This window comes from Halomonas sp. ML-15, assembly GCF_014779595.1.
Classification (GTDB): domain Bacteria; phylum Pseudomonadota; class Gammaproteobacteria; order Pseudomonadales; family Halomonadaceae; genus Franzmannia.
The window spans coordinates 845-18,185 of record NZ_JACXZT010000016.1 but is presented as its reverse complement, the minus strand read 5'-3'; the positions used below and the strand labels follow the sequence as shown (position 1 = coordinate 18,185).

Annotated in this window: 13 protein-coding genes and 1 pseudogene; 2 read left to right on the top strand and 12 right to left on the bottom strand. The window is 63.1% G+C overall.

The genetic code is table 11. The annotated features are described in order from the left end of the window. The 12 genes from IEI94_RS09490 to IEI94_RS09435 all read right to left on the bottom strand — a co-directional run. A partial coding sequence (locus IEI94_RS09490; protein ID WP_191167068.1) for a dihydroxy-acid dehydratase occupies positions 1-1,271 on the bottom strand: 1,271 nt, incomplete at its 3' end. Between the two features lie 4 nt (positions 1,272-1,275). Then, positions 1,276-3,645: a glycoside hydrolase family 3 N-terminal domain-containing protein gene (locus IEI94_RS09485; protein ID WP_191167067.1), complete on the bottom strand. Its 2,370-nt coding sequence runs from the start codon at positions 3,643-3,645 to the stop codon at positions 1,276-1,278. A 50-nt stretch (positions 3,646-3,695) separates the two neighbouring features. Next, positions 3,696-4,835: an endo-1,4-beta-xylanase gene (locus IEI94_RS09480; protein WP_191167066.1), complete on the bottom strand. Its 1,140-nt coding sequence runs from the start codon at positions 4,833-4,835 to the stop codon at positions 3,696-3,698. A 38-nt stretch (positions 4,836-4,873) separates the two neighbouring features. Further along, complete coding sequence (locus IEI94_RS09475; protein ID WP_191167065.1) at positions 4,874-6,280, bottom strand: sugar porter family MFS transporter; 1,407 nt, start codon at positions 6,278-6,280, stop codon at positions 4,874-4,876. An 81-nt stretch (positions 6,281-6,361) separates the two neighbouring features. Then, positions 6,362-7,684 (bottom strand): maltoporin, encoded by a 1,323-nt coding sequence (locus tag IEI94_RS09470; RefSeq protein WP_191167064.1) that lies wholly within the window; start codon positions 7,682-7,684, stop codon positions 6,362-6,364. 108 nt (positions 7,685-7,792) lie between these two features. Beyond that, complete coding sequence (locus IEI94_RS09465; protein ID WP_191167063.1) at positions 7,793-8,668, bottom strand: aldose 1-epimerase; 876 nt, start codon at positions 8,666-8,668, stop codon at positions 7,793-7,795. Between the two features lie 20 nt (positions 8,669-8,688). Then, the gene (locus IEI94_RS09460; RefSeq protein WP_191167062.1) at positions 8,689-9,738 is read right to left on the bottom strand and encodes an ABC transporter ATP-binding protein; all 1,050 of its coding nucleotides are present in this window, start codon (positions 9,736-9,738) and stop codon (positions 8,689-8,691) included. A 47-nt stretch (positions 9,739-9,785) separates the two neighbouring features. After that, positions 9,786-11,393: a glycoside hydrolase family 43 protein gene (locus tag IEI94_RS09455; RefSeq protein ID WP_191167061.1), complete on the bottom strand. Its 1,608-nt coding sequence runs from the start codon at positions 11,391-11,393 to the stop codon at positions 9,786-9,788. A 10-nt stretch (positions 11,394-11,403) separates the two neighbouring features. Further along, complete coding sequence (locus IEI94_RS09450; protein WP_191167060.1) at positions 11,404-12,231, bottom strand: carbohydrate ABC transporter permease; 828 nt, start codon at positions 12,229-12,231, stop codon at positions 11,404-11,406. Further along, entirely contained in the window at positions 12,228-13,160 is a 933-nt protein-coding gene (locus IEI94_RS09445; protein ID WP_191167059.1) for a carbohydrate ABC transporter permease, read from the bottom strand. The genes IEI94_RS09450 and IEI94_RS09445 overlap by 4 nt, the downstream gene beginning before the upstream one ends. Before the next feature lie 83 nt (positions 13,161-13,243). Next, positions 13,244-14,533 carry an ABC transporter substrate-binding protein gene (locus tag IEI94_RS09440; RefSeq protein WP_191167058.1) on the bottom strand — a complete coding sequence of 430 codons (1,290 nt, stop codon included), beginning with the start codon at positions 14,531-14,533 and terminating at the stop codon, positions 13,244-13,246. A gap of 77 nt (positions 14,534-14,610) precedes the next feature. After that, on the bottom strand, positions 14,611-15,381 hold the full coding sequence (locus IEI94_RS09435) for an SDR family NAD(P)-dependent oxidoreductase (RefSeq protein ID WP_191167057.1): 771 nt from the start codon (positions 15,379-15,381) through the stop codon (positions 14,611-14,613). 446 nt (positions 15,382-15,827) lie between these two features. Between IEI94_RS09435 and IEI94_RS09430 the strand changes: the two genes are divergently transcribed. Both IEI94_RS09430 and IEI94_RS22595 read left to right on the top strand, forming a co-directional pair. Then, the gene (locus tag IEI94_RS09430; protein ID WP_191167056.1) at positions 15,828-17,030 is read left to right on the top strand and encodes an ROK family transcriptional regulator; all 1,203 of its coding nucleotides are present in this window, start codon (positions 15,828-15,830) and stop codon (positions 17,028-17,030) included. A gap of 108 nt (positions 17,031-17,138) precedes the next feature. Continuing rightward, positions 17,139-17,341: pseudogene (locus IEI94_RS22595) on the top strand (aldehyde dehydrogenase (NADP(+))); the annotation flags it as partial.

The following is a 17,341-nucleotide window of genomic DNA, read 5'->3' as shown; positions in this document are numbered from 1 at the left end:
TTGCCTTCGAAGGCGTCGGGATCGTCGGGGTCGCTGAGGAAGCGCTGGCGAAACTCCCGCGAGATCACGCTGGTCTTCATCAGCGCCGAGTCGAACAGGTTGCCCTTGAGATTGAGAAAGCCGGCGTGCTCCACCAGGGGTTCGGCGTAGCGGCAGATCACCGCGGGATCCTCGATGCCACGGCCGGCAAGATTGTCTGCCAGGGTGCGGCCGTTGACGGTCAGCACCCCGCCATGCAGCTTGCCGGCGCTGAGCAGCTCGCCCATTACCGCCGGCACGCCGCCGGCGCGGTGGAACTCTTCGGAGAGGTAGGCCCCGGCCGGCATCACGTTGGCCAGCAGCGGGATCTCGTGGCCCAGGCGCTGCCAGTCGTCGTTATCCAGTTCGACACCGGCGTGCCGGGCGATGGCGTTGATATGCACCGGCGCATTGCTTGAGCCGCCCAGCGCCGAGCAGGTGACGATGGCGTTCTCGAAGGCCTCGCGGGTCAGCACGTCGCTGGGGCGCAGGTCGTCCCAGACCATCTCGACGATGCGCTCGCCGGTCTGGTAGGCGACCATGGCACGCGCCTTGTAGGGCGCCGGAATCATCGCCGAGCCGGGCAGGCTCATGCCCAGCGCCTCGGCCAGGGAGTTCATGGTCGAGGCGGTGCCCATGGTGTTGCAGTGGCCGATCGAGGGCGCCGAGTCGGTGGTCCGGGCGAGAAACTCGGCGTAGTCGATATCGCCGGCGGCGAGGCGCTTGCGCAGCTCCCAGATGATGGTGCCGGAGCCGACCCGCTCGGCGCCCCGCCAGCCGTTGAGCATCGGCCCGCCGGAGAGCACGATGGCGGGAATATTGACCGTGGCGGCGGCCATCAGGCAGGCCGGAGTGGTCTTGTCGCAGCCGGTGGTCAGCACCACGCCGTCCAGCGGATAGCCGTGCAGCACCTCGACCAGCCCCAGGTAGGCGAGGTTGCGATCCAGCGCCGCGGTGGGCCGACGCACGTTCTCGTGAATCGGATGCATCGGAAACTCGAAGGGCACCCCGCCGGCGGCGCGAATGCCATCCTTCACCCGTTTCACCAGCTCGATATGGTGGCGGTTGCAGGGCGTAAGGTCGGAGCCCGACTGGCAGATGCCGATGATCGGCTTGCCACTGGTCAGCTCCTCCAGCGTCAGGCCGTAATTGAGGTAGCGTTCGATGCACAGCGCCGTGGTGCCGGGATGTTCGGGATTGTCGAACCAGTAGCGCGAGCGCAACTGGTCGGGCGTGATCTTCTCGCTTCTCATGTCGCTAGCCTCTCGTTTGATGCGCCACCGTGGCGGTGCTTTCCATTTTCCATTTCTTGGGCAAGACACGGATTTCGCTACCCAGCACCTTGATACTCTCTTTGAGCGGCAGCTCACTGCTGGAGGGCCCCACCGCAATATCGAACTCACCGGGCTCGACGATGCGCTCCCAAGGACGATCCGTGTAGTTGAGCATATCGACCGGCAGCGTGAACCTGACGCTGGCGACGGCACCGGCCGGCACCGCCACCTTACGGAACGCCTTCAACTCCTTGACTGGTCGCACTCGCTTGGCCAGACGATCATGCACATAGAGCTGAACCACCTCTTCGCCGTCGCAGTGGCCGATATTCTCAATGGTCACCTCGAGCGATATCTCGCCGGTGATGGCCACCTCTGGGGTCTCGATCTTCAGACTGCGATAGGCAAAGCGGCTATAGCCGAAGGGATAGCGGGCCCCGAAGCTGCGCGAGATCGGCGTTCCGCTACTCTTGAACTTGTGGTTGTAGAAATAGGGCATGGCCCCGGCGCTCTTGGGCACCGAAATGGGTAGCCGCCCCGACGGGTTCACCTCACCGCTGAGGACATCGACCAGGGCATTGCCGATCTCCTGGCCACCGCTAAAGGAGAGCAGCAGCGCGGCCACCTTATCCTCCAGGCCACCCAGGGAGTATGGCCTGCCGCCGGAGAGGATCACCACCACGGGTGTGTCGCTAGCGACCACCGCCGAGAGCAGCGCCTGCTGCACGCCGGGCAGCGCCAGGCTATCCGTATCCGAGCCTTCGCCGACGGTGCCGCTCTGGAATAGGCCGGGTAGATCACCCAGAAAGACCAGGGCGATATCGGCCTGGGTGGCGCAGGCCACCGCCTCGTCGAACCCGGCGGTGTCCATGGAGACCGGGGAGTCGAGCTGCAGCGAGGCGCTATCCTCGACGTCCCCCGGGAATACCGCGCCGCCGGAGCGCGGCGAGGCGAGAATATCGCACCCCTTGGCATAGGAGATCTTGCCGGCATAGCGCTGCTGCAGCGCCTGCAGCGGGGTGGCAACCTGCGCTGCACTCTCCTGGGTCGCCTCATGCAGCGAGTGGACGGGGAAGCTGTAACCGCTGAGATGAGCCAAGGGATCTGCGGCAGTTGGGCCAATCACCGCGATCTTGCCATAGCGCTCCTCCTCTAGGGGCAGCACACCATCGTTCTCCAGCAGTACCAGCGACTGGCGGGCCAGCTGCCGCGCCAATTCAAGGGTTTCCGGCCGCTGCAAGTCGATGGCATCTTGGTCAGCATAGGGCTGCTCGAAGAGCCCCACCCGGAACTTCTCGCTCAGCACCCGGGCGACGATGGCATCCAGCGTGGCATCGGGCAGCGCCTCGCGATCCTCCGGATCCAGCTTGCCGATACAGTCATCCCCCGGCAGCTCGACATCGAGCCCCGCGGCAAAGGCCTGACCGGCGGCGTCACTGGCGTCGCGAGCGGTGCCGTGATGCTGATAGAGCAGGCTCACGCCGATATAGTCCGCCACGATCAGCCCATCGAAGCCCCACTGCTGACGCAGCAGTTGTGTCAGCAGCCGGTGATCGCTATGAGCGGGCTGGCCATCGATGTCGTGGTAGGCGGGCATCACGCTGGCGGCGTTGGCCTGCTTGATCGCCATCTCGAACGGCAGCAGGAAGATGTCATTGAGCTCGCACTCGCCCACGCGCACCGGCGCGTGATTGCGCGCCCCTTCGCTGAACGAGTGGCCGACATAATGCTTCAGGGTCGCCAGCATATCGCGCGATTCGCCCTGCAGGCCGCGGACATAGCGCGTCCCCATCACGCCGACCAGGTAGGGATCCTCGCCAAACGTCTCCTCGGTACGCCCCCAGCGCACGTCCCGGGAGACATCCAGCACCGGCGCCAAGCCTTGCCGGCAGCCGATGCTCCTGGCTTCCTTGCCGATGGCGCTGGCGACGGCCTCTACCAGTTCAGGTTGCCACGTCGCACCATGGTTGAGTGGCCCCGGAAACAGCGTGCTGCCGCGACACATCACCCCGACCAGGCACTCCTCATGGGGCAGTGCAGGAATACCGAGGCGGGTGTTCTCTACCAGGTAGCGCTGCAGGGCGTTAAGCGCCTGAACGCCCTGCCTCGGATCGACCCCATGGGAGCCCAGCGGGCGCGTGATCTGGCCAAGCCCATGCGCCAGGCGGCTCTGCCAGCCCTCGCTCGACGTTCCAGCAAAGCCATCTTCGCGCAAGCGGTGCTGCCCCTCAGGATCCAGCAGCAGCCATAGGGCATGGATCTGTGCCAGTTTCTCCTGGCGCGTCATGCGCGCCAGTAAATCGCGCACCCGCTCATCGAGCGGTGCCGTTGTGTCTTTATAAAGCGCTACCATGTTGGCTCACTCCTATGCATGAAAATGGCTCGGCCCTCTGCCTCACCGGTTCATCCGCGCAGGGCCGAAATGGCGTGGTAGGCAGGCTTGCGGCGGCGTTCGCGGTCGAACAGCAGCGGATAGTTCGTGCGCCCCTGAATCGGAAAATCGTTCTTCCACGACTCGCCATCGTAGGTTCCCCAGGTGGTGATTCGATCGATCTTGTCGCGGTGGCGAAGAAAGAGCTCGAACACCTCGACGTAGCGAGCGGTAAGCTGCGCCTCGATGTCTGCCGGCAGCCCATCGGTATAGGGGTCGAGCTCGTCGGCGTACTCGAAGTCCGTGGCAATATCGGCCCCGGTGTGCTCCCAGGCCACCGGCAGCACGTCGACTTCCAGCTCGGTAATATGCACGCGCATGCCCTCCGCCGCGTAGGCTTCGATACTGCGCTCGAATTCCGCGAGATCGGGAAAATCGAGGCCGATATGGCCCTGCATGCCGACGCCATGGATCGGCACGCTACGGCGCCGATAGTCGCGCAGCACCTCGACCAGAAACTCCCGCTTCCCGGGGTCGTGCATGTTGTAATCGTTGTAGAGCAGCTGGGCCTCGGGGGCGATCTCATGGGCGAGTCGGAAGGCCTGCTCCATATAATCGGCCCCGCCGAAGATCTCGAACCAGGGGCTGCGCCGCCACCCCTGGTCCTCATCTATCGCTTCGTTGACCACGTCCCAGACATGGATATCCTCCCGGTAACGCTCCATAAGCGTGGTGATATGCGTCTCCATGCGCCGGGTCAATTCGTCACGCGAAACCCGGCTCCCATCGGCGCCCACGAATAGGTCGTCGGGGGTCTGGGAGTGCCACACCAGGGCATGGCCGACCATGGTCATCGAGTGTTCGCGCCCGAAGGCGACAAAGCGGTCGGCCAGCGCCCAGTCCCACTCGCCCTGAGCGGGCTGTATTTCGCCAGACTTCATGCAGTTCTCGGCAGTAATGGCATTGAACTCATGGGCGATAATGTCGAGCAGCGCACTCTCTTCGCTGGCCAGTGTGCGGTTGCTGATGGCCGTGCCGATCAGAAAGTCGTCGCGGAAGACCTCCTTGAGTCCGGTCGTCTCGAGCGCCCGGGCCATGGCCACCCCCTGGAGCTGGGCCAGGCCGGCCAGGGCGACACTGCCCTGCAAGAAGCGGCGGCGTGATAGTCGCATGCTGGAACTCCTCTGGTTGGTTGGGGCGGTTGATGCCCTCATTCGTAGGCCATCGCTTCGAGCTCCTTGCCCCGCGTCTCCTTGACGAAACGCAGCACAAAGAGCACCGACACCACGGCACAGAAGGCATACAGGCCATAGGCACCGGCCAGGCCGATCGACGCCAGCATGATCGGGAAGGTCATGGTGATAGCGAAGTTGGCCAGCCACTGGAACAGCCCCGCAATGGCGAGGCCCGAGCCACGCATCTGGTTGGGGAACATCTCGCCGAGCATGACCCACATGACCGGGCCCCAGGAGACATTGAAGAAGAACACATAGGCGTTGGCGGCGATCAGCGCGATCGTGCCCATGTCATCGCTGAGACGCAGGCTGCCATCGATCATGGTCGCTGTAGAGAAGGCATAGGCCATGCAGACCAGGGTCAGTGCCATACCCACCGACCCCGCCCACAGCAGCGGTCGGCGTCCAATCTTGTCGATCAGGGAGATGGCGACCAGGCAGGCGCCAATACTGACGGCACCGGAGATCACGTTGATCAGCAGCGCATCCCCCTCGGAGAAGCCCACCGACTGCCACAGCACCGCGCCGTAGTAGAACACCACGTTGATGCCGACCAGTTGCTGGAACACCGCCAGGCCGATACCCACCCAGACGATGCCGTGCACCTTGCCGGTGGCCCTGTTGAGGACGTCGCTTAGCCGCGGCTTGTGATCCTGGGCCAGGGTGGCGTTGATCTCATCCAGCTTGGTGTCAACAAGCCGCTCGGGCATCACCAACCCCAGCACCCGCCGGGCGTCATGGTGCCGGCCGCTGCTGATCAGATAGCGTGGGCTTTCCGGGATAAACAGTAGCGCCACCAGGAATACCGTCGCCGGCAGCAGCTCGATCCAGAACATCCATCGCCAGGTGGCAAACCCCAGCCACAGCTCGGCCATGGCCGACCCCGATACCTGCGCCAGCACATAGTTGCTGAGGAACGCCACGAACAGCCCCGAGATGATCGCGACTTGCTGAATCGTCGCCAGCCGCCCGCGATAGGCGGCAGGCGCCACCTCACTGATATACGCCGGAGTCATCACGCTGGCGGCGCCTACCGCCATGCCGCCCAGCACACGGCAGAACACGAACTCCATAGAGCTACCGGAGATGCCCGAGCCCCAGGCGCTGATCAGGAAGAGAATGGCCGCCACGATCAGCAGGGTACGACGGCCGAAGCGGTCGGCCAGACGCCCGGCGAAGAAGGCGCCGATGGCACAGCCGAGCAGCATCGAGGCGACGTTGAAACCGGTGCCGGCACTGTCGGAGTCGAAGGCCGCCTGCAGGCCATCGACGGTACCGTTGATGACGCCGCTATCGAAACCGAACAGAAAGCCGCCGAGGGCAGCAATACAACAGATGATAAAGATATAGGTGGGTTGACTAAGCGGTTGGCGGTTGGCCATGACCCGACTCCTTGAAAAAGGGCGCCCGCGGACGGGCGCCAAGACGATGAAACAGCGCGCTAAGCGCTTGGCGATGTCGGCTTACCACCACACGTCCATCTGCACGCCGAAGGTGAGGCCGTCGTTGTCGTCGATGTTGATGGCGTCTCCCGCCGCCCCGGCATCGATGGAGCGGCTGCTGCGATCCGCCTGCAAGGCGTCTCCGTTCCAGTTCGCATAGGTGCCAAAGACACGGATAACCGGTCGTGCGAAGCCGCCCAGGCCCGCGGCCCACTGTTGAGCCAGGGTGACTTTGGTCAGGCGGCGACTGTCATCGCCATTCTCGGGATCGACATAGTCGTGACCGAGCTCCAGGGCGGTGCTCAGGTTGTCCGTCCAGTAGTAGGTCGGACGCACCCCGGCCGAGATCCAGGTCGCGCCGGAGTCGTCATCGAAGCTCTTGTCTTCGTAGATGGCGGCATACAGGAGGTCGAGCTTGCCGGGAGAGAGCCAGACATTGCCGTGGTTAACCACACGCCACATCTCGCCACCGGGCGCATCCGGGGAGACATCGGCGTTCATGCGCCCCTGCCCGGTGCCGGCATTGATGATGCCGTCGGTGGCGTACTGCAGCGCCAGCTTGTTGGAGCCGCCGAACCAGTTGTTCTGTTCGTGTTGCACGGTGAACATATGGCCCCGCTTGGCCTCGCTGTCGTCGTAGTAGGTCCTCTGGGCATCGCTCAGCTGAGCGCGACCGTAGTTGTAGCCCAGCACCAGTGAGCCATCCTGATTGACGGGAATATCGGACCAGCGAATATCCAGGGTGTCGTTGGAGATGCGGTTGTCGGCATCGGGGTACTCGGTATCGTCAGTCCCCGTGGCACGCATCCAGGCCAGGTGCAGCTTGCCGGTGCCCACATCGATGTTCTCGATGCCGCCGCCGGGACCGGTGGAGTCCCAGTAGAAGAAGTCGTTGATATGCACGTCGTGGCGACGGTAGAAGCGCTTGCCGGCCCACAGGCTGGCGCCAGGCAGGGCCTCGACCACGTTGTGGCCCTGGACGTAGAGCTGCCGGAGGGACACCTCGGTATCCTCATTGTCGTTCACCTGATCGGTGAAGTACCCCACCATGCTGTTGAAGTAGAACGAGGTGTCGCCCTGTTCATAGAGGGTTGCTCCCAAGCCCAGCTCGGCATAGGTCTCGCACTCGTTGCCCAGGCGATACTTGGCCCCCGCGCCGCTGGCCCGGAAGCAGGCCTGGTCGCCGCCACCTGCAGTACTGCCTACGCCAGACCTGGCATAGCCGGTGAAATCGATAGCCGAGGTAAAGTCCTCCTCGGCCTGGGCGATGCTGAAGGCGAGACAGCCGAGCCCAATCAGCCCCAGGCGAGACAGGGGTAGCGTAGCGTGACGTGGCGTTTTCATTGTTGTGCTCCTTGTGGATGGTGCATCGATATGGCTTATTGTTGGTAATAACTCTGAACTAAGTGGTCAAAACTTGGGCGTCTGAGACTCCTTTGCGTAGCAATGGGATTACGGCCCGGCCAGGCAGAAGCGACAGCGCAGCATATGGCGCTCCCCCCTCTCCAGCTCGACCAGGCCGTGGCGTTGCGGGTCGTCGACGTGGTGAGCGTCGACGGCGTGGGACACCGGTTCAAAGCAGAAGAAATCGGCCTGTGAGCCCGGCGAGAAGAGCAGGTAGCGCGAGGCGTCGGTCGCCACCTGCAGCGTCACGCTGCGCTCGGGCCAACGCAGCTCGGCGCGACCGCTCCAGCCGGTAAATAGATTGTCGATGGTGCCCGCAGGCAGTGAGGCCGGGCGCGCAAAGCTCCACGGGTCGCCGGCGTCCAGTCGCCGCCACAGGGTGGGTAGCTGAGCGCCGTCAACCTCCCAAACGCCCTCGGCGGTCGCGTCTAACCGCACCTCGGCACTGCGCGGGAACCAGGGGTGAAGGCCCAGCCCATAGGGGGCTGGCGTGTCTCCCAAGTGGGTGACGGCAAGCGTCACCTCGAGTGCATTGTCCTCTAGCCGGTAGACCAGCTCCGCGCGGTAGTCGAACGGTGGCTGGTCACGGGAGCGCAGCGTCAGGCGCAGTTCATGGGGCGACTGCGCCTCGATCTGCCAGGCACGCTGCCAGCCGTCACCGTGGATCGGCAGCGCCTCGCCGGGCAGGTTAGGCGCAAGCGGGTAAAACGCTCCCCGCCAAGTGAAGCCGCCGCCACTGATGCGATTAGACCACGGCACCAGCGGGTACATGGCCAGGCGGTTGGGGTCCCGCTCGCTGTCGCTGCCCGGTCGCATCAGCGCTTCGAGCCCCTGTTCAGTCAACCTGTCAAAGCGCACCACGGCGCCGCCGAGGTCAGGATTCACCTTGAGCCGCAGGCTGCCGTTGTCGAGCGTGACCGTCATGGTGTTTGGCCTCTCCTTGGTCAGGCGATGTTGGCGCGCGCGCCCTGATGGTGGCGCAGCGCGGCGTCCGGCAAACGTTGGCCATCGGCATCGAAGGCGTGCAGCAGCTCATGGCGCGGCGTCAGGTGGAGCGTATCGCCACTGCGCACCTCGGCATCACCCGCCAGGCGCACGATCAACGGGCCTGTGGCCTCACAATCGACGTAGGCGAAGGCGTCGGCACCGAGCATCTCGACCACCCGAATACGGCCCTGCCACTCCCCCGCGTCGCGGCTAACATCGAGATGCTCCGGGCGTATGCCGATCGTCGCGGCGCCATACTCCTTGGCCACCTTGCCCTCGATCAGGTTCATCTTGGGTGAGCCGATGAAGCCGGCCACGAACAGCGTCTCGGGGCGCTGGTAGAGCGCCATCGGCGAGCCCACCTGCTCGATACGGCCGGCGTTCATCACCACGATGCAGTCGGCCAGGGTCATCGCTTCGACCTGATCATGGGTGACGTAGACCATGGTCGCGTCGAGGCGCTGGTGCAGTTCGGCAAGCTCCACGCGCATGCGGTTGCGCAGCGCCGCATCGAGATTGGAGAGCGGCTCGTCGAACAGGAAGACCCCGGGGTTGCGCACGATGGCGCGGCCGATGGCGACACGCTGACGCTGACCGCCGGACAGCTCGGCCGGCTTGCGCTCGAGCAGCTCCTCGAGATTGAGCAGGCGCGCCGCATCGGCCACCTTGGCCTTGCGCTCCTGGGCGGGCACCTTGGCCAAGCGCATGCCGAAGTCGATGTTGCGGGCCACCGTCATATGCGGGTAGAGCGCATAGGATTGGAACACCATGGCGATGTTGCGATCGCTGGGTTCGGCAGTGGTGACGTCGTTTCCCCCGATGGAGATCGCACCGCGGGTCACGGTTTCGAGACCGGCGATCATGCGTAGCAGGGTCGACTTGCCGCAGCCGGAGGGACCCACCAGCACGGTGAAGGAGCCCTCCTCTATATGTAGATTGAGATTGGGAATCACCGTGGTCTTGCCACGGAAGGTCTTTTCGATGTCTACCAGTGTCACTTCAGCCATGGGAAATCTCGTCTCTGGCGCGTCTTGTGTGTGTCGAAGGCAGTCGCTTAGCGTGACTCGCGGCGATAGCGGAACCCGGCGAAGTCTGCTTGCCAGCCGCGCCCACTGATGTCATGGGCCGCCATGCCCAGGAAGTTGCCGGTGAAGTAACCGTGGGCGCGACCGCTGCCCTCATCCGAGAGCAGCCCGGCGTCCAGCACCGGGCCGACCGTTTGCCAGCCGGCGTCACCCTGGGCGAAGCGGAAGCGCAGTTCGCGCTCACGGATATCGAGACCGAGACGCACCGGCCGACCGGGCTCGAGCACCACCGCATCGCTAGCGTCGATATCGAGACGCCCGCTAGGCCACTCGTCGTGGCAGCCCATCACGCTAAGCACCTTGTCGCCGTGATCGTTCAAGGTCACGGCGAGGTAGTGGAACTTGAAGCGGTTGTAGTAGGCGATCAGCCCGGCGAACTGCTGAATATCCTCAGGCTCGAACTCGAGCTCGGTGTCGGCGCTGCAGTAGTGGCTATCCTGACGCCGCGCCACCAGCGCCTGCTCGAACCAGGAGCCCACCGACTCGCGGCCGTAGAGACGCAGATAGCCGGGGCGTGCGTCGAGGGAGAACAGCCGCTCGGGATGCGGCGTACGCAGCCACTGAAAGTCCGCCGGCAGCGCGCCGGGCTTGAATGCGTAGCGCTCCTCGGCCGCCGGGGCACGCTGCTCCACACCGGGCATGGCGACATCCAGGGCCGGGGCACTGCCGCCGTGGGCCAGTCGTAGCCAGCCATCCTCGCCCCACACGACCCGTTGGATCGCCGTTTCGCGCCCCAGTGGCGAGCGCTGCGTGTCGGGCAACGGTCGCCCGCACAGATGCACCATATAGGTGTCGCCCGCCGGCGTTTCCACCAGATCGGCGTGCCCCGCGCGCTGCAGCGGGTTGTCCGGACGCTCACGCGTGGTCAGCACCGGGTTGTCCGGGTGCACCTCATAGGGACCCGTGATGTCGCGAGCGCGGGCCATGGTCACCGCATGCTGGTAGCCGGTGCCGCCCTCGGCCACCAGCAGGTGATACCAGCCATCGCGGCGATAGAGATGCGGCCCTTCGGTGAGCTTCAGCCCGGTGCCGGCGAAAACGTTATGGATCGGGCCAACGAGGCGCTTGCGCTCGACGTCGTACTGCTGCAGCAGGATGCCGCCGAAGCGGTCGCCGCCCTCGCGCTGCCGATAGTCCCACTTGAGATTGAGCAGCCACTTGCGGCCGTCATCATCGTGGAACAGCGAGGGGTCGAAGCCGCTGGAATTGAGATACACCGGGTCACTCCACGGCCCCTCGATGGCGGGCGCGGTGACCAGGTAGTTATGGCCATCCTTGAAGTTGCCCTCGTAGCGTTTCATGTCGGTATAGATCAGCCAGAACAGGCCATCCGCGAACGACAGGCACGGCGCCCAGATGCCGCAGGAGTCCGGATTGCCGCGCATATCGAGCTGGGCGGCCCGCGTCAGCGGCCGAGTGGCCAGCGTCCAGTTGGCCAAGTCCCACGAGCGGTGGATCTGCACCCCCGGGTACCACTCGAAGGTGGAGGTGGCGAGGTAGTACTCCTCGCCGACCCGGCAGATCGAGGGATCCGGGTTGAAGCCGGTGAGTAGCGGATTGCGGATAGTGTCGGTCATCGGTATCACCTCATCCCTTGACGGAGCCGCCGGTGAGACCGGCCACGATGTATTTCTGCGCGGCGAGGAAGAAGATCACCGCTGGCGTGATGGTCAACGTCACGAAGGCCAGAATCATGTTCCACTGGGTCAGATACTCGCCCTGGAACTGCATCATGCCGAGCGGCCAGGTGTAGAGGGAGCGATCATTGATCACCACTAGCGGCAGCAGGAAGTTGTTCCAGCTCTGCACGAAGACGAATACGCCCACGGTGGCGAGGATCGGCGTCGATAGCGGCAGGGTGAACGACCAGAAGAAGCGCAGATAACTGCAGCCGTCGACGTAGGCGGCCTCGAACAGCTCCTTGGGCAGCTGGTCGAAGAATGCCTTGAACAGCAGGATCGCCAGCGATAGCCCGAAGGCGGTCTGCGGCAGGATCACCGCCCAGTAGGTGTCGAGTAGCCCCAGATCGCGGACCTTGATGAATAGCGGCAAAATTGCCGCAGCGAAGGGGAACATCAGCCCCAACAGCAGATACGAAAGAATCATCTTCGAGCCGAAGAAACGGATCTGAGAGAACACATAGGCCGCGGCCGCTCCCACCACCAGCGTCAGGAACACCGTCATCGAGGAGATGAAGAAGGAGTTGCCCATATAGCGCCAGAAGCTGCCGTCGAGAAATATCTCGATATAGTTCTCCGGGTTCCAGCTCGCTGGCAGCCATAGCGGATTGGTACGCAGCTCGGCATTGCTCTTGAAGCCACCGAAGAAAGAGGCCAGTAGAGGGCCGATCACCACGCTGGCCACCAGGATCAGGATGATCACGCGCAGCGTGTTACGGGTAGTGGCACTGGTCATGAGCGCTCTCCTTTCGCTGTGGCACGCTGATAGAACAGCGCGATGCCCATGGCAAGCACGAACAGCACTACGGCGGCGGCGCTACCGAAGCCAATATTCAGCCGCGACAGTCCGAAGGTGTAGAGATAGGTGACAATGGTGTGAGTCGAGTTGGACGGTCCACCGTTGGTCAGCGGGATGATGATGTCGAAGATCTGCAGCGAACCAATGATGGCGAAGAAGCCACTCACCACGATAGCGTGCTTGATCAGAGGGATCTGCACGAACATCGCCACCTGACGTGGCTTGGCGCCCTCCAGCTTGGCCGCCTCGATGAGATCCTTGGGCACACTCTGCAGCGCCGCAATGTAAATCATCATGTGGAAACCGAAGTACTTCCACACGATCACCGTCATGATCGCCGGGAAGGCCCACTGGCGGTCCGCCAGCACATAGATCGACTCCTGGCCCAGTGATTGGAACATCATGGCGGTGATGCCGTAGTCGCCGTCGAAGACGAAGCTCCAGATCAGCCCGGCAGCCACCTCGGCGAGAATGTAGGGCAGGAAGAACACCAGCCGAAACAAGGTATTGGTGGGTGTCTTGCGGTATACCAGCAGCGCCAGCCCCAGCGCCAGTGGCATCTGGATAATCAGCGAGACGAGGATCAGTTTGGCGGTGTTCGATAGTGCGGTATGGAACACCGAATGATCGAACAGCCGCTCGTAGTTCTGGGTGCCGACGAAGTTGGTCGGTGAGCCGTAGCCGTTCCACGAGAAACCGCTGTAATAGGCCGCATCGGCTAGCGGTAGAATCACGAACAGCGAGAACATGATCAGGGCCGGCGGCAGCAGAATCAGCACAGCGGCCAACTTGCCACTAACCATGCTCTTCTTGATGCGGTCGGCGGTACCTCGCTTATGTACAGCGGGGCGAGTGATAGTCGTCATGGTGAGCATCCATCCCGAGATGGGGGTTGGTGCGCGCCGGCGGGTATCGCCGGCGCTCCAGCAAGGCCATTGACCGGCCAGGATTATCTGAACTGCCAGGCCTCTTCGACCTGGGCCGCCGCATCCTCAGGCGTAATCACGCCCTGGGCCAGATCACCACTGATATCATTGACGGTCGCCCCCACCGAGGTACCCAGTGCTTGATCGAGAAACACCTGGTGGAAAGTCGACTCATCGAGGATCTCGGCCACTCGGCGTGCATAGGGCGTATCGAGCTCCTCCTCCGACCCCTCGGCGACCGGTACGAAGATGCCGAGACTGGCGGCCTTGCGCTGATTCTCTGCATTGAGCAGGAAGCGCAGGAAATCGACCGCTTCATCCGACGCATCGCGAGTGACAGCGAAACCGTTCATGCCACCGAAGCTATGCTCGTTGCCGGCCCCACCCTCCACGGCAGGGAAGGGAATGAACTCGAGGTTCTCGTCCGGCACCCCCTCACCGCTCATTGAACGCTCCTTGGAGGGGATATAGTCCCAGTCACCCATCAGGTGCAGTGCCGCTTCACCATCGCCGAACATGGCGCTGGCACGCTCATAGGAGGTGCCCATAAAGCCCGACTGGAAGGGGTTGAGCTCGACGAAGGATTGCAACAGCTCACCGGCACGCACGAAAGATTCACCGCTGAACCCTCCGTTGCCTCCCGTCTTGGCGGCCTCGATCCCGTCGCCGCCCGCCAGACGCGTGGCCAGATAGCCCCAGTAGAAGTGCATCGGCCAGCCATCCTGGCCGCCTACCACCGCGGGGGTAATACCGCTCTCGCGCAGGGCAACCACCGCCTGCTCCAGCTCCTCCCAGGTCTCGATCGCCTCGATATCGACGCCGGCCTGCTCGGTCAGCTCGGTATTGACCCAGAAACCTACGACGGTGGCGTAGAGCGGCGCGCCATATACGCGCTCATCGAGGGTGAAAGCACGCACGGCCGATTCGGGATAGATATCCTGCCAGCCGTCCTGCATCTCCTCGGTAAGGTCGCGCACGAAGCCGGCCTCGACCTGGTCGCGCAACCCTTCGCCGCCCCAGCTATAGAAGATATCGGGGCGCTGACCAGACTGCAGCAGGGTTGGCAGGCGCGTCTTGTAGGCCTCGTTGGCGATATACTCGAACTCGATAGTGACATCGGGGTTCTGTGCCTCGTACTCGGCGATGATATCGTCGTAATACTGTTTTTCGACGTCACTGATCTCGACGCGTAGCACGCGCACGGTCGTATCCGCCGCGGCAATGCAGGACCCCAGGGCGGCGGCAACGGCCACCGCCGCCGTCAACCCACGCTTGCGCATCGCAGCATATTGGTGCTTATTAAACCTCTTCATGGCGAACTCCTTGTTGTGTTGTAAGAGCATGGCGCACGTCTCTTATTGTCTATGTGCGAAGCGCCTTGCGTCGGTGATCAGCCCCAGCCGCCATCGACCGCTATTTCCTGCCCAGAAATAGCCTGGCTTTCCTGGCTGGCCAGGAACAGTGCCAGGGGCGCCACATGTTCCGGCACCAGGCGCATCTTTAGGCACTGGTGTGCCTGGATCGACGCCTCCTCGTCGGGACCGATCCACTTCTCCAACTGGCGCTCGGTCATGATCGAGCCAGGCACCAGGGTATTGACGCGGATATTGTGCTTACCAAGGTCCCGCGCCAGACTACGCGTCAGGCCATGTGCCGCGGCCTTGGCGGTCATATAGGCGGAGAGATCGCCGATGGCCATTTGCACGCTGATCGAACCGAAGTTGATGATCGAACCACCGCCGTTCTTGATCATCTGATGGGCCACTGCCTGAGCGGCGAAGAACATCGGCCGCAGGTTGAGCGACATGCGCTCGTCCCAGTAATCGACATCGACATCCTGCCAGGCATGCCGATCGTCATTGGCGGCATTATTGACCAGTGCATGAATCGCCCCCAGCGTCTCGCCGACCTCGGCGATGACCCCCTGCAGTGCCGCCACATCGCGAATGTCGCAACGGTGATAGCTCGGCGCCCGACCACTCTCGGCCTTAAGCTCCTCGACCAGTGCCAGGCTCGCGGCATCATCGATATCGACGAAGGCCACCCGCGCACCCTGCCGATGAAAGGCTCGCGTTAGCTCAGCGCCAATACCACTACCGCCGCCGGTGATGAAGACCACGCGCTGATCGAGACTCAGGTAAAGCGCCGCATCGTTGCTCATTATCACTCCTGCTTAGTTTTATCTATTTACTAAGTAAAGAGTGATAGGCAATGCGCACTCCAGCAATGAGACCTTGGTATGAATGCGGCAACCTGTGCAGAAAAAAGGTAAGATCGGTGATCGACGCAAGCCCGCAGCGGAGGGCCTTACCGTTTCCAGGCAGAGGGTTCGTTCATTGTCAGTACCAAGATGATGCCTCAGGTCCCGAGAATGGATACAACGTTCGCTATCGGTAGGGATTAGGCTTTGTATGAAAAGTCGGCGAGCGAAGGTCAGGCAAGGCAAAAATCGGCGAAAAAGCGGAGTTTACGGGGTGTAAATGAGCATTTTGAGCCGATTTTTAACGCCGCATGGCCGAGCGCAGGCAGTTTTCGTACAAAGCCTAGGACACGTCAGCGCGCAAACCTTGCGCCACCGGCCCAGAATCAAAAGGTGACCCATCACCCATGTCAACCAGCTTCCAGCCGCACAGAGCGGGCGACCTGCACTTTCTTAAACGACTCAATCGTAGCGCCATCCTCGAGCAGATACGCCGGACTCCGGGATTGACGAGGGCCGATATTGCCACTCAGGCCCAATTGACCAAGGCCACCGTAGGTGGCGGTGTGCAGTCGCTGCTCAAGCAGGGCTGGCTGCGCGAAGGCGAGCTGCAGAAAAGCAATGGCGGCCGGCCAGGCCGCTCGCTATATCTCAATGATCAGCACTACGCCATGCTGGGAGCCGAAGTCGGGGTACACGGCCTGCGCCTCGTTGCCTGTACGCTGTCGGGCGAGCTGCTGGCCTCGCATCATGAGCACCTGGTGCCGACCACGCCGGAGGTTACCGCCGAACTGCTCGCCGAGTTGCTGCAGACATTAATGGCATCGCCCGTGTTTGCTGGGCGCCACTGCCTGGGCCTGGGCATCGCTCTGCCCGGCCCTATCGACCCCACCACTCCGGTGCTGCGCCGTGCCCCCAACCTGGGCTGGCGTGACATTCGTTTTCTCGAACTGCTCTCCCCTCATCTGCCTCAGATGACAGGGGTCTGGATAATGGATAACGAAGCAAAGTCGGCCGCCTTCGGCGAACTCTACTTCCGCACTGGCCAGATTCCCGACTCGCTGGTCTATGTCAGCGCCGGTACCGGCATCGGTAGCGGCATGGTCGAGGGCAGCCACCCGCCGCTCATCTCACGCGGCCTCCAAGGACTGGCCGGCGAGATCGGCCATACCGTACTGCAGCCTGGGGGGCTCTACTGCCATTGCGGCAATCGCGGCTGTGCCGAGACGCTGGTCAGCGGCTGGTCTATCCGTGCAGCTCTCGGCATTGCCGAAGAAGAGAATCTTATCGAGGCCATACTGCCTCGCCTGCATGAAGAGCAGGTGCAACTTACCCTGCGCCGCGCTGGCGAAGCGCTGGGTACCCTGCTACTCAACCTTCACCATACGCAGAACCCCTCTGAGATCGTGCTCGGCGGTTCACTCGTCCAACTCGGCGCGCCCCTTCTCGACCCGGCGCTGGCCTTCTTCAACGCTCATCAGAACCGCCTTCTTGGCACCCGTCACCAAGTTCCATTGCGTGTCATTGAGGACTCCACCTTCATCGCTGCCCGCGGTGCCGCGGCGCAGGTATTGGCCAGCGTGATTCATGGTCCCAGTGACTTGATATAACCCCTCGCTTCGACCAAAGTCGCACCGCCCCACTAAGTAAAGAGATTGAACATACTGTCCGGTTCTTTCAGGATAGATCATCAATCCATGACACAGAGGGAGGGCATCATGCAGCTAGAAGGAGCTCTACTCATCGGCCAGCAGGCCGTCAGCGGCGACCGCGCCGAGATCCGCGCCATCAATCCCGCCAGCGGCGAGACCCTCGAGCCGGTCTACCGCGGCGGCGGCGAGGCCGAGGTCGAGCGCGCCTGTCTCCTCGCCGAGGCGGCCTTCGCCAGCTACCGCGAGACCTCCCTGGAGGCCCGCGCTAC